The organism is Roseibium sp. HPY-6 (assembly GCF_040530035.1).
GTDB lineage: Bacteria > Pseudomonadota > Alphaproteobacteria > Rhizobiales > Stappiaceae > Roseibium.
In genome coordinates, this window is sequence record NZ_JBEWCD010000001.1 from 1,354,821 (window position 1) to 1,374,698 (window position 19,878).

Consider the following 19,878-nt stretch of genomic DNA (forward strand, 5'->3'; position numbering starts at 1 on the left):
CCTCGCGCGCGGAACAGGACCATATTGCCCCCATGCAAAAGCGTTCCTCCAAATCCCGTTCCGTAGACACCACCGCGCCCGAAGGGTTCGGTGAAGCCCCGCAAAAACCGCTCTCCGGTGCGCCGCTCTCCGGCTCCATCAGCGACTGGGCTGCCGAAATCGCCGAGGAGGCTGAAAAGCCGGCCCCCAGGTCCAAATCGAAGATCAAGGATCCGGCCGCACCGAAGGACCTCGCCCCCGGCGCACCCGGAACCATCAGCCGCACTGCTCGCACCTCGTCACGCGAGCGCGAACGTGCAGGCGGCGACGGCGCGGTCGCCAAGGACGTTCAGGAAGGCCGCAAGGCGAAGCTCTCTCCCAAGGGTGCGAAGGCCAAGGGCAAGATCGAAAAACCGACAAAGTCCGCGCGGGGAACGTCTATAGGTAAAGCCGACAGCGCGCGCGAACGCGCAGCGGGCGGTCTGAACCCGGTCGCCGGCCTCGACATGTCTCTGGAGGAGGCCGAGAAGCTTGAAGAAAAGCTCAAGCAGCACAAGAAGGACAACAAGAAGAAATCAGCGGCGGATGGCCGCTATGGTGATCTTGGCGGCAACCAGGGCGCGACCGCGACGGTTGAGGCCCTGTCTGCGCTGATTGAATCCGGCAACCCGCTGCACAAGAACGGCGAAATGTGGGTGCCGCACCGCCCGGAACGTCCGGCCAAGTCCGAGGGCGGTGTCGAGATCGCTCTGAAATCCGAATACGAGCCCCGGGGTGACCAGCCGACCGCAATTGCCGAGCTGGTCGAAGGCATGGAAACCGGCGAACAGACGCAGGTGCTGCTCGGTGTCACCGGCTCGGGCAAGACCTACACCATGGCGCAGGTCATCTCGCGTACCCAGCGCCCGGCTCTGATCCTCGCACCCAACAAGACCCTGGCGGCCCAGCTCTACGGCGAGTTCAAATCCTTCTTCCCGGACAATGCTGTCGAGTATTTCGTTTCCTACTACGACTACTACCAGCCGGAAGCCTATGTCCCGCGCACGGACACCTATATCGAGAAGGAGAGCTCGATCAACGAGCAGATCGACCGGATGCGCCACTCGGCCACCCGTGCGCTTCTGGAACGCGACGACGTCATCATCGTCGCCTCGGTCTCCTGCATCTACGGTATCGGCTCGGTCGAGACCTACACGGCGATGACCTTCGCCATTGAGGTCGGCGAGCGCATCGACCAGCGCCAGCTGATCGCCGATCTGGTCGCCCTGCAATACAAGCGCAACGACGCCGCCTTCCAGCGCGGCGCCTTTCGCGTGCGCGGCGACACGATCGAGCTGTTCCCGGCCCACTATGAGGACCGCGCCTGGCGCATTTCCCTGTTCGGCGACGAAATCGAGTCGATCACCGAGTTCGACCCGCTCACCGGCAAGAAGTCGGGCGAGCTGAAAAGCGTCAAGATCTACGCCAATTCGCACTATGTCACGCCCAAGCCGACGCTGAACCAGGCGATCAAGTCGATCAAGGAAGAGCTGAAGCACCGGCTGGAGGAACTGAACACCCATGGCCGCCTGCTGGAAGCACAGCGGCTCGAACAGCGCACGATGTTCGATCTGGAAATGCTGGAGGCAACCGGCTCCTGTGCGGGCATCGAGAACTATTCGCGTTATCTAACGGGCCGCAAGCCGGGCGAACCGCCCCCCACCCTGTTCGAATACCTGCCGGACAACGCCATCGTTTTCACCGACGAGAGCCATGTCACCATACCGCAGATCGGCGCCATGTACCGGGGCGACTTCCGCCGCAAGGCAACGCTGGCAGAGTACGGCTTCCGCCTGCCCTCCTGCATGGACAACCGCCCGCTGCGCTTCGAGGAATGGAACGCCATGCGGCCGCAATCGGTCGCGGTCTCGGCCACCCCCGGCTCCTGGGAGATGGAACAGTCGGGCGGCGTTTTCGCCGAACAGGTGATCCGCCCAACCGGCCTTGTCGACCCGGTGATCGACATCCGCCCGGCCTCCACCCAGGTGGACGATCTCCTCGGCGAGGTGCGCGAAATCGCTCAGAAGGGCTACCGCACGCTCGTCACCACGCTGACCAAGCGCATGGCCGAGGATCTGACCGAATATCTTCACGAGAACGGCGTCCGCGTGCGCTACATGCACTCCGACATCGACACCCTGGAGCGGATCGAGATCATCCGCGACCTGCGCCTCGGCGCCTTCGACGTGCTGGTCGGCATCAACCTGCTGCGTGAAGGTCTCGACATTCCCGAATGCGCGCTTGTTGCCATTCTGGACGCGGACAAGGAGGGGTTCCTGCGCTCCGAAACCTCGCTGATCCAGACCATCGGCCGCGCCGCGCGTAACGTTGACGGCAAGGTGATCCTCTACGCCGACAACATGACCGGCTCCATGGAACGGGCGATCGCGGAAACCAACCGCCGGCGGGAAAAGCAGCTCGGCTACAACGAAGAGCACGGCATCACCCCGGAAAGCGTCAAGCGCAACATCGCCGACATTCTCGACAGCGTCTACGAGCAGGACCATGTCACGGTGGATGCAGGCTTCGCAGAAGAAGGCTCTCTCGTCGGCCACAACCTCGCCGCCCATATCGAGGATCTGGAAAAACAGATGCGCGACGCCGCCGCCGATCTCGACTTCGAGACCGCCGCACGCCTGCGCGACGAGATCAAGCGTCTGCAGGAAACCGAACTGGCGGTGGCGGACGACGCCATGGCTCGACAGTCCGACGTCGACGACAGGACCGGCGGCTTCAGGGGCAACCGCAAATTCGGTGCCGGCGGCACCAAGGAAGGCGCCAGCGGCAAGAAAAAGGAAACCGCAAAAGACCGCGCGAGAGCTGCAAGGGAAAAGAACTCGGGCCAAGGGCCCGCAAGCCGAACAGGCGCCGCGCCTGATGGCGCGCCCTCGCGGAGGTCAGGCCGACAGGCCGATGCGACCGTGAGCGAAAACCTGCCAGGACCTTCGCAGAAGGTCCGAAAGAACACGCTTGACGAGATGACGGTCGGTCGAACGGAAGTGCCCCTAGGCAACGACGATCCGGTACAGCCCGTGCGCCGCGGCAAGATCGGCGCGGGGTCCTATGAGGATCCTGTCGACGAGAAGAAACGCCGAGGACGGCCGAAGAAGAGCGGGCGGCCGGGGCAGTGATTAATCGGTACAGAGGCCCCATTTTGGCTGTGTACAAAACAAGGGCACCTATTTTTTTCACTCGAAATCAACTTATTCCGACGACAAAGAGTGAATATGATACCAAACAAAACTGACTCGCTTTAGTGTGAACAAGTGTCTTGGGGAGATCTGACATGAAAGATCGCAACGTTAAAAAGCAGGCAGCACCTTCAATCAAGGGTAGCGAAAACCGTGACAGTGGGCTTTATCAGACGGTACGCCGAGATATTCAATCACTGCAGCATGCAGCTGAAAATACAACGAACGACAAATGGATATCGATTAGAAGATCTATAGCTACGGGAAAGTTCGCAAACGCAAAAAAGTAAGGGCAAAATAACCCAATGCCGGGTCTCTATCGCAAGACAGATTCTAAGCGCCACGCCGTTGCAAGTAAAATTGCCAGTACGGAACCCTATCGTAGCGCTTGGCGTAGAGATTATGCTAGGTTGTTACATTCTGCTTCTTTCAGGCGACTTCAAGGTAAAACTCAGGTATTTCCTGGAGTCGAAAGCGATTTTTTCAGAAATCGACTTACGCACTCTTTAGAAGTAGCACAAATTGCCAAATCAATTGCCATTAAGCTAAATGAAACTCATAAACTCTTTAAAAACAAAAACAAAAAAATTGAACCTGATTTAGTTGAATTTGCTGGCCTAGCACACGATTTAGGACACCCTCCATTTGGTCACAACGGCGAGGAAGCGTTGGATGAATGCATGCGCGACCATGGTGGATTTGAAGGGAATGCACAGACACTTAGAATACTCTCTCGGCTTGAAAAGAAAGAAAATGCTCTGCCAGCAACCAGCGAGTACATAGTATTCGACCAAGATGGCTCTGATCAGCGGCGTGGTCTTGGACTTACCTACAGATCACTCGCCTCTGTGTTGAAATATGACAACCCTATTCCAGAACGAAGCCGAGACAGAGAGAACAAAGAAGAAGTAGTAAAGGGGTACTACAGAGGCGACTTCGAACTCGTTAAAGAAATAAAGAGAGCTGTACTAGGAAAATATTTCAGAGGGAAGTTTAAAACAATTGAATGCAGCATTATGGATATTGCAGATGATATTGCATATTCGACGTATGATCTCGAAGATGTATTCAAAAGCGGATTCAAGAAACCTTTGGACCTATTTGTACTTCCATCAAATATCTATGAGAACGTTGTCAAAACAATCAACAAAAGACTGAAGAAACAGTATCCAGACCACCCAAACATGAAAGTTAACACAAGCGACATTCAAGAAATACTGCACTACGTTTTCGTTGAAGAATTATTTGAATTTGGAAAAAACGAGTACAAGTTACTTAAAAAAAGGAAGATGTCCGCAGAAGCAAAGAAAATGTACTATGCTGCACAGTCGCAACAGGCATCGCAAACTTTGGCTGAAAACGGATACTATCGGACAAGATTTACTTCCAAGTTGGTTGAAATGGCCCTCAACGGTATTGAAGTAAAAAAGCATAAGAAATACCCGCAATTGCACCAAGCGCGGCTCGACGTATATACATTTATCATAGTGGAAGTGCTGAAAAACATAACATTTGAAACTATAATTCGCGCTCCCGCACTACAAGTTGTAGAGTATAGAGGGCGAGACATCGTAAAAAAGATTTTCGAAGCAATTATAAAGGATGGTGGTGAAAGGTTACTGCCGGATGACTTCAGAGAGACTTTTTGCGGTGGCGATGAGCTAAATCGGTACCGAACTGCTTGTGACTTCATAGCCGGCATGACCGATAGATATGCAATTGAATTCTACACAAGACTTTACGGTGCAAATGGAATGACGATGCATAAGCCTTTGTAAAATAGACAAATGTAAATGAACGAGGTTTTCAAGAACACCGAAAAAAACGCCCGCGCTTCAAAGACCCGTTTTGCCGATTGACACAGCGTGTTACTCTCTTCTCATGTCCTGGAAACCCGACGGCTATACGTCCGCCAGCCCTTACCTGATCGTGCGCGACGCCGAGGCGACGCTTCGGTTTCTGGAGCATGCCTTCTCGGCCACCCGGCTGCGCATTCACACCCGGGAAGGCGGCGCCGGGATCAAGCATGCCGAGGCGCGTCTCGATGATACCGTCATCATGCTGGGCGAAATGCCGGAAACCGTCGCTGCTCATGTGCATGTCTATGTCGCGGATGCCGACGCCGCGTTTGCAAGGGCCGTTGAGGCGGGTGGTCAGATCATCCAGGCGATGAGCCGCTCCGGCGATGGCGACTATCGCGGCGGGATCGCCGACCCGAACGGCATCGTCTGGTGGATCTCCACGCAGGAAGACTGACAAACAGCGTTTTCTTTAACGGTCGGCTTAGTCGCTCGCGGGCAACCCAAGGGACCCGAAGCTGGTGACCGACCGGAGATCGCTGAAGACCGAAACGGCAAATGACGCAAGATAGGCGATCGCCACGAAAGCAAGCCCGGCCTGCGGACCGGCAGAACCCGCGACGAGACCTCCCAGAAGCGCGCCCAAGGGCCTTATCCCATAGATGGCCGTTTGGATGACCGCATTCACCCGCCCGAGCATCGCAGGTGGCGTGACAAGCTGACGAACCGAGTTCTGGACGACGAGCCACATCGACGGCCCGAAGCCAAGCAGAAAAAAGGTGGCGTAAAGCCAGAATTCTCCGGTCTCGGGCTGGATCGCAAGCAGACCGCAGGCCGCAAGCACAGAACTCCCCGGTCCGAACAGCAGGATGACAGAAGGCGAGATCCGATTGGAAAAACGGCCCGCCAGCCAGCTCCCCAAAATGGCAGCCAATCCGAATGCGGCGAGACAGATGCCGAATGTCCCGGCACTAAGGCGATAGATCTCCTTAATCACGGGGACCATAATGACCAGCAGCGCCGCAAACGCGAGATTCCAGAAGACCGCGCAAAGCGAGATGGGCAGCAGCAGTGGATGCCGGACAACATACCGGGCACCCTCCAGGATCTGCGGGAGAACTCTTGACGCCGGCTTTTGCACGATGTCGAATTTCGGGAGGGAAACCGAAGCCATCACGGCAACACCTGACGCGGCGCAGGCAACAGCGAATATCAACGCGGCGGGCGCTTGGCCGATGGCGAGGCCCACGGCCAGCGGGACGGCGAATGAGCTGATCGCACGGGGAATTTCGATGCTGGCGTTTGCCCGGGCCAAATGCTGAGGACCGACCGCTCTGGGCACCATGGAAAGCGCCGTCAGGCCAAACAGAACCACACCAAATCCGGCGAACGTGATCGCAGCGCCAAACCAGAAAACGGTCCCGAGGAAAATGCTTGCGACAGCGCCACCGAAACCTGCCACGGACATTGCAGCCGACGCGATGGCAAGGGTCCGCAATTGTTTCCGGTCGATAAGAATGCCGAATGGAATCGAGCCGATCAGATGAGCCGCCGACTGGCAGGCGACGAGAATGCCTATGACTTCAGGAGATGCCCCAAAGGCCAGGACAGCGACGAGCGGAACGGAAACGAGCGCAATCTGATCAGCAAAGTGCATCCCGTAGGCGGCACCTGTCAGGCGGTGAATGGTGGACAAAGGCAAACTCCTTAAGTTTGCCCGGCACAATAGGAACACAGCTGTTTCTGAACGACCCGAAACGCGAGCGCATGAGTTCCAGACCTTTGCTCTTGCGCCGTCCAGGACCTGATCCGGGACGTCTCTCGTTCGCCACCGACAGGCCCCGGCTCAAGAGAGGGCGGCAACATTTTTGGCCACCTTGATACCTCAAGCATTGTTAGTCATCCCCGACTTGATCGGGGATCCAATCCACGCAACAACCGGGTATGGCGTTTTTCGTCTACATCCTCGCCAGCCGCCAGCGCGGGACCCTTTACACCGGCGTGACCAATGACCTGGCGAGACGGGTGCATGAACATCGGGAAAAAACTGGTAGCGCGTTTACCCGGCGCTACGGTGTCACCCGCTTGGTTTACTACGAAACTTTCGACACTCCGGATACAGCCATCGCCCGCGAGAAGCGTCTCAAACGCTGGCCAAGGGAATGGAAGGTGCAGACAATTGAGAAGTTTAATCCGGAGTGGCGGGATCTCTATGAAGACCTGAACCGCTGATTTGAATTTGCGGGCAGGTGGAATGGATCCCCGATCAAGTCGGGTATGACCTTGAGTATAGATTTCAATGCCCTGCCCCAAAAGCGCGCTGTCCCGAACCTCTTTGGTTCGCCGCCAGTAGGCCCCGGCTCAAGGCCGGGGCGGCAACATTTGTGGGGAAACTGCGTTGCTTCAAAACGTGCCGTCCCGGACTCGATCCGGGAACTTTCTCGTTCGCCGCTGATTGGCCCCGGCTTAAGGCCGGGTCGGCAACATTTGTGGGGAGACTGCGTTGCTTCAAAACGTGCCGTCCCGGACTCGATCCGGGACCTCTCTCGCTCCCCTCCGGCAGGCCCCAGCTCGAGACCGGGGCAGCGACATTTGTGGGGAGACTGCGTTACCCAGGCACGTTTGTCATCCCCGACTTGATCGGGGATCCAATCCACGCAACAACCGGGTATGGCGTTTTTCGTCTACATCCTCGCCAGCCGCCAGCACGGGACCCTCTACACGGGTGTCACCAATGACCTGGCAAGACGGGTGCATGAACATCGGGAAAAAACTGGTAGTGCGTTTACCCGGCGCTATGGTGTGACCCGCTTGGTTTACTACGAAACCTTCGACACTCCGGATACAGCCATCGCCCGCGAGAAGCGTCTCAAACGCTGGCCAAGAGAATGGAACGTGCAGACAATTGAGAAGTTTAATCCGGAGTGGCGGGATCTCTATGAAGATCTCAACCGTTGATTTGAATTTGCGGGCAGGTGGATTGGATCCCCGATCAAGTCGGGGATGACCTTGAGTATAGATTTCAATGCCCTGCCCCAAACTGTGCTGTCCCGGACCTCTTTGGTTCGCCGCCAGTAGGCCCCGGCTCAAGGCCGGGGCGGCAAGATTTGTGGCCGCCTTCTTGCCCCAAGCACGTTTGTCATCCCCGACTTGATCGGGGATCCACTCACTTCCAGAGCAATGATTGAAGCGTCGAACACAAATTTGATGGATGCACGACCTCTTTCAACCATCAGCCATTGTTACGCACGATCAGATCCGACACGTCTTTCAAACCAGCGATCAGGCCTAGGCTCAAGGCCGGGACGGCAACAAGAGAGGTCTTGAGTGCAAAAAGGCGAAGAGTTACCTGAAAAAACCCAATGAAAATAGACACATGCCCGACAATCCCTCCTCTCACGAGTGACAGAGATTCACATCTCGTGCACTTGGCGCGTCGCAGGTTTGCCGGTTCTGCAGCGCGTGGGCGTCTTCCCGGTAGTCGGAAATGCACGCCGAAAGCGACAGGTACAGCTTCTTGAAGCCTGATGCCGGCGAGTAACCGGCGCGAAGGTGCGCGCCCTTCAGTTCAAAAGGAACGCTCTTCTCCTCGCCGTCGGTCATCGACGTCACGACCCGTTGGTGGCTCGAATACTTCCCGGGCAGCATGACTGTTGTCATCGCCTTTGCCTGACAGGCGCAAATGGAAACAGGCACGGACTTGTCAGTGATCTTGAGGCGCATGCCCGAGACATGTTCATCGCAGGCCGTGTAAGCGGCGAATTGTGCCTCATCAAGATCATGATCCGTCATGATCCTGGCGATTTCGGCCTGCCTGTCCTGATGAACGCCAAAGGCCAACCAGAGGATCACTCCGACAAAGCCCAAAGCAAAATAACCCTTGAGCGGCATGACTTTCTCCAAAACTCAATCAGAAACCGAATGAAGCGATCTACGTAGGGCCACGTGCATTAGCAAAGCAGTTGGCCCAAATCTCAAGACCGGCACAGATGGGTGTCACGTGAATCGGGAGAGTTACAGATTTTCCGGATGGTCTCCCGCTGCTGCGCCTCTCGCTCAACACGATAGTCGGAAATACAACCCAGAAGTGATCGCTGCAGCTTTGTAAAAGCGACCGAAGGCGAATAGCGGGCAACCACCTGGGTTTCAATCAGTTCCGTGGGCGTATCTTTTTCGCCGTTGGTGATCGACTTAACAATGCGCCTGTGGCTCGAGTATTTCCCCGGCAGCATGACCTTGACCATTTCCTTTGCCTGACAGGCACAGATCGAAATCGGCACAGACCCGTTGAAAACTTTGATATTCGGGTTCTTCGGATTGAGCTGTTTGCCGGACATCTGACTGTCGCAGGCCTTGTAGGCGGCAAGTTGAACCTCATCGAGATTATGCTCTTCGATAACCTGGGCAATTTCAGCGTGCCTTTTTTCGTAAACGCCAAATGCAATCCAGACGATCACACCCATAAAACCAATCGCAAAATAATTTTTGAGAGACATAGGTTACTCCAGACATTTCAATCTGGGATTGAAATACTTTGAGAAGATAAACTTTGGGTGAAAAGCATTGGTCAAATTGTCAATCTGAAAGCCAAAAGTCCTCTCAGTACCAAGAACAGCTGCACACGCCTCAAATACAAACGCAGCACAATCACCAAACAAATCGGAGACGGATAAGGGCTTGATCGAAAATGCGGGTCTAAATGACCGATCCTTCGAGATGGACCTGACGGTCCTCCTCAGCATGAGGGCCGTGTGTTTGAAACCTCAAAACGGAGACCCCGCATTCAAAGCCTCTTCCTGAGGAGCTGCACAAGCCGCGAGCCGAAGGATACGCTCCTTGCACCGTTCGGGAGTGGCAACAGTCGGTACCAAACCAATAGGCCGTTCCGGACTCGATCCGGCACCTCTCTGGTTTGCCGCCGGCAGGCCCCGGCTCAAGGCCGGAGCGGCAACATTTGTGGCGTGACTACGTTGCCGCAACCGATGCGCCGTCCCGGACCTGATCCGGGACCTCTTTGGTTCACCTCTGAAAGGCCCCGGCTCAAAGCCGGCGCGATCACTGGATCGGGAGCAAACCAAACGTCGGAGGAAGCAGCGGCGTGCGGTTAGTCGCTGCGCGCTCGGACACGCCATTGCGGACGTCCTTCGCACTCAATTGACGCAAAACCTTCGCTGGTTTAGGGTCCCGCTCAACACGGGAGTGCTCCGTCAATGATCAAGTAAGTGCCATTTATGAAATCGCCCTGCCGGGCATTGGGTACTTACATGCGGAGCACATCTTATGCATCCAATCATCTACGACGTTGCCGTGTCGCTGGACGGGTTTATCTCGGGCCCTGGCGGCGAAATATCCAAATTTGCGCACGAGGGAGAGGTGGTCGACGACTACTTTGCCCGCCTGGGAGACTACACTACGGCCATCATGGGGCGCGCGACATATGAATTCGGATACCGGTTTGGTCTGAAACCGGGCCAAAATCCCTATAAGCACATGCGAACAATCGTCTTTTCCAAGTCACTGCAATGCCCGGAAGACGCCGAAATCGAAATTGAAAGCGTGCTGACGCCAGAAAGCCTCAAAACGGTGAAGGAGACATCCGAAGGTCCGGTCTATCTTTGCGGCGGCGGATCGTTCGCAGGAGCCGTGCTGGAATTGGGCCTTATCGACCGCCTCCGTCTCAAAAGATCGCCGGTGGTCATCGGCGGCGGCGTCCGGCTGTTCGCAGACAAGGAAAGCCGATCCAGCTTCCTCTGCACCGGGACGAAGCGATATGACTCCGGTCATGTGCTGGAGGACTATGAGATCAGGCCGGGCTGACAGCCTTTCGGTCACTGATCGTCGCGCGAATTAGCTCGTCCAATGAAGGTGCATTGGCAGAGACTACGCAGGCGTTCAGAACCAACATGGAAAGTGTTTCAAACAGCTGGTCAAACCCCGGTCCAGGACCGGGGCGGCACCGGGCGGATTTGCTCAAGCAAGCGCAAATACTTCCACTTTGCCGGTAATGCCTCTCAGCTCCTGAGCGCTGAACCTTTCCGTATCCCAACCTGTGTGTGCGGCCACCGCCTCATCCAACAGCACTGCCTTACCGAGCACTTTGCCATGGGCCTCAAGCCGGGCCGCACGGTTGACTGTGTCGCCGTAAACCGTGAAGGCCTGTCGGTTGGATGAGCCGATGCTGCCCGAGGCGACCGTACCGGCGGCAAGGCCGATACGGATCGAAAAGTCTGTCCTCTCCGCCACGCTGAGGAGGCCTCGACTGGCGGCGATCGCAGCCTGCTCGGGTGCAGTGCTGTCTATGGGTGTGCCGAAAGACGCCATCAGCCCGTCTCCGGTAAACTGAATGACAACGCCGTCGTGCCGGGCGATGACGTCGGCGCAGCCAGCCAGGAATCCGTTGAGCTGTTCGATCACTTCGGTCGGGGACCGGCTCGTGGAATAGGCGGTGAAACCCGCAATATCCATCACCAGAATGGCGGCGTGACGTTCCTGCGGCGCCAACGCTGACGGATCATCAATCAGGCGTTTGGCGATCGCCTCCGGCACGTAACGTCCGAGCGTTGCCGCCACCCGTTCGCGTTCTGCCTGCGCTTTCACCTGAGCGCGGAACACACGCCGCGCCCGGACGACCGCAAGCGCCAGGATGGCGGTCGCGATGAACAAAAAACCGGTTTCTTCCACCCGGTTGCCACGTCCGACAAAGTCGGGCGACAGGAACACTCCGACATAGGCGTCGAACCCGGCTCCCGGAGTAAGGTCGCCCCAGGAAAGCGTGCGTTCCATACCGGATACAACGATCAGAAAGGCCGCCCACCACCCCACGACCACCGCGGTTCCCGTCCACAGGACCAGACGCGGCGACAGAGACAGCGTTGCCATCGCCACCAGGGGGAAGAGGTAGTAGATACCATAAGCGCGGAAGGCCAGGATCTGGGGAACGTCACCGCTACTGCTGATCGGGAAGAATGCAAACGTCATGCAGATGCCGGTCGCGTCGACAAGATAGATCGCGTATTTCATCCACCAGCGGTCAAACCGCGTGCCGATAACGCTCGCATGGACGATACCGATCGCGGTGAAAGCGCCGAGCCCGACAAAGATCCAGGGGTTCGGGTAAAAGCCCGAGAATGCCCAGGTCCCGCCAACCCACAGAAAAGCCGCTCCGACGGCCACCGTCCGGCAGATGATCGCAAGGCGTAGCCCCTGGCGCTCGGCCTGGGCGAGCCGGTCCGCGTCTTCTGTTGTTTTTCCGTCAGTCAAGGTGGTGGCGGTCAGGCTCAAACGCAAAGGTCCAGGATCACGGCATCAGGTCAGGAACAGCATATAGGTCCCGGGCGTTGCTGCGTCCCGAATTCTTCTCGCCCAGGGCGGAAATCTCATTTGACAGCGGCAATTCCGGCGCCATGCTGTCAAGTGGCCGGATGGGTACAACGACTCGCTTCGGCACCTTGGGGGGAACTTCGTGAAGAAACTGCTGCTAACCGCGTTCATCTCAATTGCACTTGGTGGACCCGCCACCGCCGAACTGGCTCGAACCACCTATGGCGACTGGTCGATCCGCTGCGACGAAAACAACTACTGCATTGCCGAAACCGAAGGCGAAAGTTCCAATGACGAGGCTTTCAGACTGAAAGTCGAACGGGGTGCCAAACCCGGCGGTGATGTCTTCGTCACGCTCCGTCCGACGACGGTGCTTGAGGTCGGAATGCGCGCCCGGATCGAGATCGAAAGCCTGGAAGAAGAGAACTACGGATATTTCGGCACGGCTTCGAAAGTCTATACCGGCAACGAGATGACCTTTGGCGGTGATGCTGACCGGGAACTCATCGAAAAGCTGCGCCTTGGAGAAGACGCCCGTATCCAGATCGACTACGGCGGCTCGACAGGTACGCTCACCTATTGGGTCAAACTGTCCGGTCTGACCCATGCGCTCTTGAAGATGGACGAGGAACAGGACCGCATCGGGCGCCTGGACGCGGTGGTTGCCTGGGGCGGACTGCCAGCGGACGGAACCGTCGCCATTGCGCCAGCCACCGCCAAGTCCGCACCTGCATCGAAGGACACATCAAGCGCTGTGCCAGCGCCGCAGCGTGATACCACGGCAACTGCCTCACCTCCGGTGGATGATCTGCCCCCGCCGGTCATGCCCTCTCAGGACGCATCATCGGGGCCTAGAGGGCTGGTTTATACCGTCGACGAACTGCCGGAAAGCGTTCAGATGATGGGTTATCGAACTCTGAACTGCCAGCTGACGGAAACCCTGCCCGCTTATGGGGCGCAGTTCTATGCGGAAGGTGACGTCGAAACCTGGATCGTTCCCTGCACCGTTGCGGACGCCAACGTGCCCTATTTCATGGCGATCCACATCCCGTTCAATCCGTCTCTTGACGAGTGGAAGGAATTCGAGACGCCACCGGACTTCAATCAGCCCAATCACGCACTGGTCAACAACCTTTTCTTCGATCCGGACACCGGTCAGGTGACGGGAACGACCTACTATTCTCCGAATTTCGACTGCGGTGCATATGAACGCCACGAAGTCATGGCGGAGAGCGGCGATTATGAGCTTGTCGAATACCTTGAAAAATCGAACTGCGACGGCGTCTTCGGGCCCCCGGAAGGCTGGCCCCTCAGTTGGACAATCGACGAGATGGGCGGTTGACAGGGCGCTGGCGAAAGAGGATGCCGGAACCCCTTTCAGGCCGGGTCCGGCGCGGTCTAACACAGAGTGAGAAAAACGCATGGCAGCGACCAGATTGCACTTGCTCGGCATTTTTTTCGCCGGTCTGCTGGCATCTTCGATGAGCATTGCCGCAGATTTCAGGGTGCCAGCGGAATGGGAGCCGCAAGCGGCAATATGGATGCAATGGCCGGGGAAATACGAGGCCGCGCTCAGACCTGCCTTCGCCGATATCATTCGCTCCGTTCAAAAACATGAGAACCTCCATCTCCTCACCAGCACTGCCAGGGAACAGGAGGCAGCGAAAGCTTTCCTGGCGAAGCGTGGTGTCTCGGATACAAACATCACCTGGCACCAGGTACCGGTCGACAATGCCTGGATGCGCGACAACGGCCCGATTTACCTGACGAACGGCACCACAGTCCTGATCCAGAACTGGGACTTCACCGGCTGGGACGGAACGACCGGAGCGGACTACCGCCGTGACGACAAGGTGCCCGGGCACGTTGCCGGGCTGCTCGACATGGAGTTGGAAGACCATTCCGGCTACGTCCTGGAAAAAGGCAATCTGGAAGTCAACGGCGCGGGTATCGCCATGCTGAACTGGGATTGTCAGGATCAGCGCAATCCCGGCCTTTCGAAGGCTGAACATGAAGGCATTCTGAAAGACGCCCTCGGACTGCACACGATCATCTGGTCCTATGGCCATGATCCCGAAGACCTGACGACGGGACATATCGACGGTGCAGCACGGTTTATCAACGCAACGACAGTTGTGATCGCCGATACGGGCGAGGACAGCGAATTGCGTCTGGCCGACGATCTCAGCACGGCCGGCTTCAAGGTGGAATGGTATCCGGGCGATGTGAACTGGCTGTTAGGCGATGGGTATGTTGTTGCCATGAGCGAGCTGGACGCGGCGCTTGACCGCGATCTGAAGGCCCGTTTGAAGGCCTATTTTCCAGACCGCAAGATTTATCTGATCGATGCCTGGGCGATTGCCGACGCCGGCGGCGGCATCCATTGCGTCACGAACGATCAGCCGGATGTGCAAAGCCGCCGGTGAAAGTGCGTAGTCGGCAGAATTGACGATGAAACACATGTAAAACACAACCGACGCCCGCTGATTTATTAACCATAGGTTTAAACCCGCTCATCAACTGGGGACATTTCGCTTTTTGGGGTAACAAATCCCGATATATTCTGTTTGTCGATCTGTGTGAGTCGTTGAAACGCCCGAGATAGTTGGGTTAATAAAGGGTTAAGATCGAGCAGATTTCGCCGGAGCGGCGCCGGCGAGAAATTCAGGAGACAGGAATGGGCATTTTCTCGAAGTCCCCGCGCCCGGGAAGCGACCAGGAGCAGCGGACCGAGACAAGGACTGAGTCAGACGGCGCGCAAGAGGCACTCGACGCGCCGGGGTCAACAGGAAACGTTGAAAAACTCTCCCCCTTCGCGCTCAAGATGCAGGAAAAAATGAACCATCTGGATGGTCTCAAGTCACGCGTTGGTGGCCTGAACCAGATGTTTGAGCAGATGGCTGCCTTCGCGTCGGAAAGCCAGACCAGCATCCGGATGATGTCCGAATATGTCGAAGCTTCGCGTCACTCCGTTGAGACGGAGGTCCGGCTCAAGTCGGAAAATGCGAAAATCTCAACCGATTTGCTGGACGCGGAACACAAAGTCAGATCCCTGACGACCCAGCTGGAAGACGCCCAAGCGGAAGTCCATTCACTGCGCAAGCGCGCAACGGAAACGCGCACGGCGCTCGAGACCGCCCGCAATGACATCGTGTCGATCCGCGACAACAACAAGAAAGTGAACGAGGAATACCGACTCCAGAGTTCCAAGCTCGTGGAAGCCAATTCTCAGATCGCGGAACTCACCGGCAAGTTCAATGACCTGTCCGCCAAGCACGAAACGCTTGAACGGCATGCGGAAGGATTGAAAGAGGACCTGGAAGCGGTCAAGCACCGCGAAAAGGAACTTCAGCAGAACCTGGCCGAAAGCGCCAAGCTTCTGGAAGACGAGATCCGCAAGAACAACCAGACCAGCAGTGAGCTGGAATCAGCCAAGCGAGAACTCATCGAATTCCGGAACGACAACATCGACCTGAAGTCGCACCTGGATGTCGCCAATCAGGAACTGGTCTACGCAAAGTCCAGGCTGGAAGAAGAGCAGCGCAAGCACGACAATGAGGTTTATGCGCTCAACGCGGAAATCGAGAACCTGTCGTCGCAGCGCCGTATCGGCGCGCAATCGCTTCAGGAAATGGCGCGCGAGAACTCGACACTGAAAGAACGCAGCCGTGACGTTCTGAAACGCATGCAGGAAATCGAACATCTTCTTGATAGCGCACAGAAGAACCACGAGAAGGACCGCAACGAGCTGATGGCAACGACCGCCAAGCTTCGTGAAGTGAACCTGCGGTACAATTCCGCGCTGACCGACCTCAATCATCAGCGCAACCAGAACCAGAAGTTCGCTGACAATCTGGAAGACCTGGTTGAGGAGAACAAACGGCTGCAGCGATACAAGATACAGGTCGACACGGCCAATGATCAGATCGTTCAGCTGAAATCGGTCATTGCCAACTACCAGATGGCTGTCGAAGGCAAGGGCCCGGCAGAAGAGTTGGGACTGACCGAATCTTACGATCCAGCGGTAGAACTCGGGATCACCGAGCCTCTTGAAAAAGACCTTCTCGCCAAGGACATGGACGGATCAGGAGGTCCGGACACTGAGGCTTCATCGATGGATGCAGATGGCCCGGACGATGATACGCCCGGCGGCGGCGGCGACGACAAGATCGTCAAGCTGCGCGACTAACTGTTCGACAGAACCAAAAAACAAAAAAAGCCGGGCCGCACTGCGACCCGGTTTTTTTTGAAATCTGCTGCAAAGTACTTTGTCCGGTAGCGTTGCCGCCGCGCCTCTTTTACTCCGGCTCGACTGTGAATTGCAGCGGGTAGCCCAACTGGCTCGCGGCATCGATCGCCCGCGTTGCCTTGGTCTCCGCGACGTCCTTCGGATAGACCGATACGACGCATGCACCTTTCTGGTGCGCGGTCATCATGACGACTTCCGCCTGCGCAAGGTCGAGGCGAAATTCCGCTTTCAGGATCAGGACCACAAACTCACGTGGTGTGAAATCGTCATTCAGCAGGATGACCTTGTAGAGTTTCGGCTTCTGGACTTTCGTCTTTTGCTTCAATTTCGGTTTCAGGTCGGAATCGCTCATAACACTTATCCAAACTTGCGCTCCGGAACTGGCCGAGAGCGCCGCATATCTCATAGAACTCCAAAAGCTCCTGGGTTCCGGACAGTGCACCCGGCACCCGAACACGGCGACTACGCCCGGTGCACCGGGTTACGCGCCAACATTGCGGAAGCTGAGCCGGGTTTGTCCCGGAATTTCAGACCGTTCTCCACGCTCGGGTGGCTTTGCACCGTTGCCCGGTCTGCCGTTCTTGTTACTAGCTTAGCATTATAATGCATCGCAATATCAAAGGAAACATGATGGAGGTGCAATTAAGCAGAACCATCTTGTTCTGCGCGTCAAGGCACTCCCGCGCGCGGTGATGCAGGAAGAAATTGACCACGTCCGAAGCAATCCGGCCTCCCCCCTTTTGCGTAGGACAGCTAACGCATGAGCCACCCGGAGGATTGTCCCGTGATTTCGCGTACCAAATCAATTGCCTTGAACTGGCCTACACTTTCGCTTTTTTGCTTGGTGCTTGCTTTTGCGCACCTTGCACCGGTCAGCGCGCGCGCAGATATCGGTCCTGCGGCGAGTTCGGTGCCCTCCGCCCAGTTGGTCGGCAAGGGCCGCATGACCTACCTGGGTTTCAAGGTGTTCGACGCACAACTCTATGCGCCCAACGGCGCCTACAAGGCGTCGGGACCGTTTGCGCTTAAGCTCACTTATCTTAGAAATTTCAAGGGCAAAGCCATCACCGAAAGCACCGTCAAGGAAATCAAGCGTCAGGGCGGAGCGTCCGCTTCGAAGTTGGCATCCTGGGAAAAACAGATGCTGTCGATCTTTCCGAACGTTTCACCCGGTCAATCGATTACAGGCGTTCGTACGGCGAAGGGCAACACTGTCTTTTACTATGGCGGCCGCAAGATCGGTGCGATCAACGATCCGGCCTTCACCAAGCGTTTCTTTGCGATCTGGCTTGGAAACAACACCCGGAACCCGGGCCTTAGAGCAAAACTCGTCGGGGCCGGTGCGTGACGGGAAACCAGCAACCGGCACACATTGCGGCAGAGCGCGTTGAACAACACCCTCCAGATGGCTCTGTCGCTATCACCGACGAACCGACGGACCAAAAGATTAAGCCATCGAGCCTCCTGGTCTATGGCGCGATGGCTTTCCCCCTGTCATTTGTCGGACTGCCGATCTATCTGCACGCACCTGACTTTTATGCGGTAACGCTGCAGTTGCCCCTGGCGACGTTGGGGACAGTCCTATTGGCACTCCGTCTCTTTGACGCGATCCAGGATCCGTTGATCGGAGATCTCAGCGACCGTTTTCATCATGCACGTTCCGCGATCCTCATTTTCGGGGTTGTCTTATTGGGTGCAGGCTTCTGGATGCTGTTCCATCCGCAGGCTTCATATCCTGTCCTTTGGTTCGCAGCCTCCGTTTTGATCTGCACAACCGGATTTTCCGTCGTATCGATCAATTTCCAGGCTTTGGGCGGTTTGTGGCGCACAACAACGACCCAACGCACCAAAGTCACCGCAAGCCGGGAGGCCATTGGTCTGATCGGTTTGTTGGTTGCGGCCGTGACGCCGCCTGTTCTGACGCAGATTGTCGGCCCGCAAGAGGCTTTTCACTGGCTTTCACTCATGTATCTGCCCGTGTTGTGCATCGCCCTTTGGCTGCTGATACGCTGGATGAAAGACGCACCGCTGGACATTCCTGAGAAAACATCCGGGCAGGACGGGTGGCTGTCACTTCTTCGCAACAAGTGGCGCGCGCTGTTCTTCTCACTGATGTTTCTCAACACATTCGCGAGCGCTATACCTGCCGTCCTTGTCCTTTTCTTCATTCGGGACCGTCTTGGCGCGGAGGCGTATACCGGCCTGTTTTTGCTGACTTATTTTCTCGCCGGTGCGCTTTCCATGCCGCTCTGGACCGCCCTTGCCCGGAAATTCGGGAAAATTCGCGCATGGCAATTCTCGCTGGCAGCAGCCATCTTCACGTTCTGCTGGGCCGCTTTGCTGCAGCAGGGCGATCTTGCTGCCTACGGCGTCGTCTGTGCCCTTTCCGGTCTTGCACTTGGAGCGGACCTCGCGCTGCCGCCGGCCATTCTTGCTGATCACATTGAAGCTGACGATAGGCAGAACGATGCGTCTCGCCTGTTCTCGATCATGGCCTTTCTGTCAAAGTCGGCGCTCGCGGTCGCGACCGGTCTCGCCCTGCCGATGCTCGGCATCTTCGGATATTCGCCAAGCGTTACCATGACACCGGAATTGAATTTTGTGCTAAGCATCACCTATGCAGGGCTCCCGTGCGTCTTCAAGCTTGCCGCACTGGGTGGATTGCTCATTTTCGAAAAGGACCTTGCAACACAAAGGGCCATTGCGTGAATTGAATGGTCGGCGACATGCCTGCCCAGCCGGCCCATGAAAGCCAATTGCGGAAATCACACATGACGGTCAGACCGCCTCAATTTACAAAACCTGCCGACAAGGATCCGCTCGCCGCAGCCCTGGAACAGGAAATATTCAACGAAAAGGCATCAACCCTTTCCAGATTGATCAAGCGACTGGAGAAAGCTCTCGAACTTTTGAAGGAAGCCGAAAACGATCCGGATGCGCCGGAAGAGCTTCGACTGGACAGATTTGCCGAAGCCGGCGAAGCCCTTTGGAATGTGACCATTCAAAGGGAATTGTGCGGCTTGCGCAGGCATCGGGAATTCAATGATCATCTGGGCGTTCCGAGCGCCGTAAGGCTGAGCATGGGACCGGCAAGCCTTACCAAAAAACGATCCGGCCGCTGATTATTTTTTGCCGCCGGATTCCGGAAACGGATCTCTGTGACCGCAATCACTTCTTTGTTGATGGGAATGCCGTAGCGAAAGGAAGCAGTTGCATATCGGTGACAGCGATGCTTTTTACGGGGGGTTATCAAAGTATGTGTTATTTACTGTTGCATTCAGTGAACTATCTGTATCCGCTT

At 56.6% G+C, this 19,878-nt stretch carries 19 protein-coding genes; 13 read left to right on the forward strand and 6 right to left on the reverse strand.

The window, feature by feature from the left end; all coding sequences use genetic code 11:
• Positions 1–32: 32 nt before the first annotated feature.
• From uvrB to ABVF61_RS06455, 4 genes are all read left to right on the forward strand, one after another.
• Positions 33–3,149 (forward strand): excinuclease ABC subunit UvrB, encoded by a 3,117-nt coding sequence (gene uvrB, locus ABVF61_RS06440; protein WP_353992694.1) that lies wholly within the window; start codon positions 33–35, stop codon positions 3,147–3,149.
• Between the two features lie 155 nt (positions 3,150–3,304).
• Entirely contained in the window at positions 3,305–3,499 is a 195-nt protein-coding gene (locus ABVF61_RS06445) for a hypothetical protein (RefSeq protein ID WP_299472923.1), read from the forward strand.
• Positions 3,500–3,514: 15 nt separating this feature from the next.
• Entirely contained in the window at positions 3,515–4,987 is a 1,473-nt protein-coding gene (gene dgt / locus ABVF61_RS06450; protein WP_353992695.1) for a dGTP triphosphohydrolase, read from the forward strand.
• A gap of 103 nt (positions 4,988–5,090) precedes the next feature.
• A complete protein-coding gene (locus ABVF61_RS06455) occupies positions 5,091–5,465 on the forward strand; it encodes a VOC family protein (RefSeq protein WP_353992696.1) in 375 nt (124 codons plus the stop codon).
• Between the two features lie 27 nt (positions 5,466–5,492).
• Here the strand turns inward: ABVF61_RS06455 and ABVF61_RS06460 are convergent, their stop codons facing one another.
• On the reverse strand, positions 5,493–6,704 hold the full coding sequence (locus ABVF61_RS06460; protein WP_353992697.1) for an MFS transporter: 1,212 nt from the start codon (positions 6,702–6,704) through the stop codon (positions 5,493–5,495).
• Positions 6,705–6,952: 248 nt separating this feature from the next.
• On the opposite strand from ABVF61_RS06460, the gene ABVF61_RS06465 reads away from it, so the two are divergent.
• Positions 6,953–7,240: a GIY-YIG nuclease family protein gene (locus ABVF61_RS06465; protein ID WP_353992698.1), complete on the forward strand. Its 288-nt coding sequence runs from the start codon at positions 6,953–6,955 to the stop codon at positions 7,238–7,240.
• A 438-nt stretch (positions 7,241–7,678) separates the two neighbouring features.
• Complete coding sequence (locus ABVF61_RS06470) at positions 7,679–7,966, forward strand: GIY-YIG nuclease family protein (protein WP_353992699.1); 288 nt, start codon at positions 7,679–7,681, stop codon at positions 7,964–7,966.
• Positions 7,967–8,240: 274 nt separating this feature from the next.
• Here ABVF61_RS06470 and ABVF61_RS06475 read toward each other — a convergent pair whose 3' ends face one another.
• The 3 genes from ABVF61_RS06475 to ABVF61_RS06485 all read right to left on the reverse strand — a co-directional run bounded on the left by ABVF61_RS06475 (position 8,241) and on the right by ABVF61_RS06485 (position 9,504).
• A complete protein-coding gene (locus ABVF61_RS06475) occupies positions 8,241–8,384 on the reverse strand; it encodes a hypothetical protein (RefSeq protein ID WP_353992700.1) in 144 nt (47 codons plus the stop codon).
• 20 nt (positions 8,385–8,404) lie between these two features.
• Positions 8,405–8,899 carry a hypothetical protein gene (locus tag ABVF61_RS06480; RefSeq protein WP_353992701.1) on the reverse strand — a complete coding sequence of 165 codons (495 nt, stop codon included), beginning with the start codon at positions 8,897–8,899 and terminating at the stop codon, positions 8,405–8,407.
• An 83-nt stretch (positions 8,900–8,982) separates the two neighbouring features.
• Positions 8,983–9,504 carry a hypothetical protein gene (locus ABVF61_RS06485; RefSeq protein WP_353992702.1) on the reverse strand — a complete coding sequence of 174 codons (522 nt, stop codon included), beginning with the start codon at positions 9,502–9,504 and terminating at the stop codon, positions 8,983–8,985.
• A gap of 784 nt (positions 9,505–10,288) precedes the next feature.
• Here ABVF61_RS06485 and ABVF61_RS06490 point away from each other — a divergent pair.
• Positions 10,289–10,825 carry a dihydrofolate reductase family protein gene (locus ABVF61_RS06490; RefSeq protein ID WP_353992703.1) on the forward strand — a complete coding sequence of 179 codons (537 nt, stop codon included), beginning with the start codon at positions 10,289–10,291 and terminating at the stop codon, positions 10,823–10,825.
• 153 nt (positions 10,826–10,978) lie between these two features.
• Here ABVF61_RS06490 and ABVF61_RS06495 read toward each other — a convergent pair whose 3' ends face one another.
• Complete coding sequence (locus tag ABVF61_RS06495) at positions 10,979–12,289, reverse strand: adenylate/guanylate cyclase domain-containing protein (protein WP_353992704.1); 1,311 nt, start codon at positions 12,287–12,289, stop codon at positions 10,979–10,981.
• Positions 12,290–12,470: 181 nt separating this feature from the next.
• Here ABVF61_RS06495 and ABVF61_RS06500 point away from each other — a divergent pair, with 181 nt between their 5' ends.
• The 3 genes from ABVF61_RS06500 to ABVF61_RS06510 all read left to right on the forward strand — a co-directional run bounded on the left by ABVF61_RS06500 (position 12,471) and on the right by ABVF61_RS06510 (position 16,517).
• Positions 12,471–13,670 carry a DUF1176 domain-containing protein gene (locus ABVF61_RS06500; RefSeq protein ID WP_353992705.1) on the forward strand — a complete coding sequence of 400 codons (1,200 nt, stop codon included), beginning with the start codon at positions 12,471–12,473 and terminating at the stop codon, positions 13,668–13,670.
• A gap of 79 nt (positions 13,671–13,749) precedes the next feature.
• Complete coding sequence (locus tag ABVF61_RS06505; RefSeq protein WP_353992706.1) at positions 13,750–14,754, forward strand: agmatine deiminase family protein; 1,005 nt, start codon at positions 13,750–13,752, stop codon at positions 14,752–14,754.
• A gap of 251 nt (positions 14,755–15,005) precedes the next feature.
• The gene (locus ABVF61_RS06510; RefSeq protein ID WP_353992707.1) at positions 15,006–16,517 is read left to right on the forward strand and encodes a coiled-coil domain-containing protein; all 1,512 of its coding nucleotides are present in this window, start codon (positions 15,006–15,008) and stop codon (positions 16,515–16,517) included.
• Positions 16,518–16,626: 109 nt separating this feature from the next.
• Here the strand turns inward: ABVF61_RS06510 and clpS are convergent, their stop codons facing one another.
• Positions 16,627–16,929, reverse strand: a complete 303-nt coding sequence (gene clpS, locus ABVF61_RS06515) for an ATP-dependent Clp protease adapter ClpS (protein ID WP_353992708.1) — start codon at positions 16,927–16,929, stop codon at positions 16,627–16,629.
• Positions 16,930–17,337: 408 nt separating this feature from the next.
• Here clpS and ABVF61_RS06520 point away from each other — a divergent pair, with 408 nt between their 5' ends.
• From ABVF61_RS06520 to ABVF61_RS06530, 3 genes are all read left to right on the forward strand, one after another.
• Positions 17,338–17,925 (forward strand): chalcone isomerase family protein, encoded by a 588-nt coding sequence (locus ABVF61_RS06520; protein ID WP_353992709.1) that lies wholly within the window; start codon positions 17,338–17,340, stop codon positions 17,923–17,925.
• A complete protein-coding gene (locus ABVF61_RS06525; protein ID WP_353992710.1) occupies positions 17,922–19,286 on the forward strand; it encodes an MFS transporter in 1,365 nt (454 codons plus the stop codon). Before ABVF61_RS06520 ends, ABVF61_RS06525 begins: the two co-directional genes overlap by 4 nt.
• Positions 19,287–19,348: 62 nt before the next feature.
• On the forward strand, positions 19,349–19,699 hold the full coding sequence (locus ABVF61_RS06530) for a DUF6665 family protein (RefSeq protein WP_353992711.1): 351 nt from the start codon (positions 19,349–19,351) through the stop codon (positions 19,697–19,699).
• The last annotated feature ends 179 nt before the right edge of the window (positions 19,700–19,878 follow it).

What these genes read in the sequence shown, in the direction of transcription:
- uvrB (WP_353992694.1), top strand. Translation starts at nt 33, where the DNA reads ATGCAAAAGCGTTCCTCCAAATCCCGTTCCGTAGACACCACCGCGCCC.
- ABVF61_RS06470 (WP_353992699.1), top strand. Translation starts at nt 7,679, where the DNA reads ATGGCGTTTTTCGTCTACATCCTCGCCAGCCGCCAGCACGGGACCCTC.
- ABVF61_RS06485 (WP_353992702.1), bottom strand. Translation starts at nt 9,504, where the DNA reads ATGTCTCTCAAAAATTATTTTGCGATTGGTTTTATGGGTGTGATCGTC.
- ABVF61_RS06480 (WP_353992701.1), bottom strand. Translation starts at nt 8,899, where the DNA reads ATGCCGCTCAAGGGTTATTTTGCTTTGGGCTTTGTCGGAGTGATCCTC.
- ABVF61_RS06520 (WP_353992709.1), top strand. Translation starts at nt 17,338, where the DNA reads ATGAGCCACCCGGAGGATTGTCCCGTGATTTCGCGTACCAAATCAATT.
- ABVF61_RS06530 (WP_353992711.1), top strand. Translation starts at nt 19,349, where the DNA reads ATGACGGTCAGACCGCCTCAATTTACAAAACCTGCCGACAAGGATCCG.
- ABVF61_RS06490 (WP_353992703.1), top strand. Translation starts at nt 10,289, where the DNA reads ATGCATCCAATCATCTACGACGTTGCCGTGTCGCTGGACGGGTTTATC.
- ABVF61_RS06505 (WP_353992706.1), top strand. Translation starts at nt 13,750, where the DNA reads ATGGCAGCGACCAGATTGCACTTGCTCGGCATTTTTTTCGCCGGTCTG.
- dgt (WP_353992695.1), top strand. Translation starts at nt 3,515, where the DNA reads ATGCCGGGTCTCTATCGCAAGACAGATTCTAAGCGCCACGCCGTTGCA.
- clpS (WP_353992708.1), bottom strand. Translation starts at nt 16,929, where the DNA reads ATGAGCGATTCCGACCTGAAACCGAAATTGAAGCAAAAGACGAAAGTC.
- ABVF61_RS06465 (WP_353992698.1), top strand. Translation starts at nt 6,953, where the DNA reads ATGGCGTTTTTCGTCTACATCCTCGCCAGCCGCCAGCGCGGGACCCTT.
- ABVF61_RS06455 (WP_353992696.1), top strand. Translation starts at nt 5,091, where the DNA reads ATGTCCTGGAAACCCGACGGCTATACGTCCGCCAGCCCTTACCTGATC.
- ABVF61_RS06510 (WP_353992707.1), top strand. Translation starts at nt 15,006, where the DNA reads ATGGGCATTTTCTCGAAGTCCCCGCGCCCGGGAAGCGACCAGGAGCAG.
- ABVF61_RS06445 (WP_299472923.1), top strand. Translation starts at nt 3,305, where the DNA reads ATGAAAGATCGCAACGTTAAAAAGCAGGCAGCACCTTCAATCAAGGGT.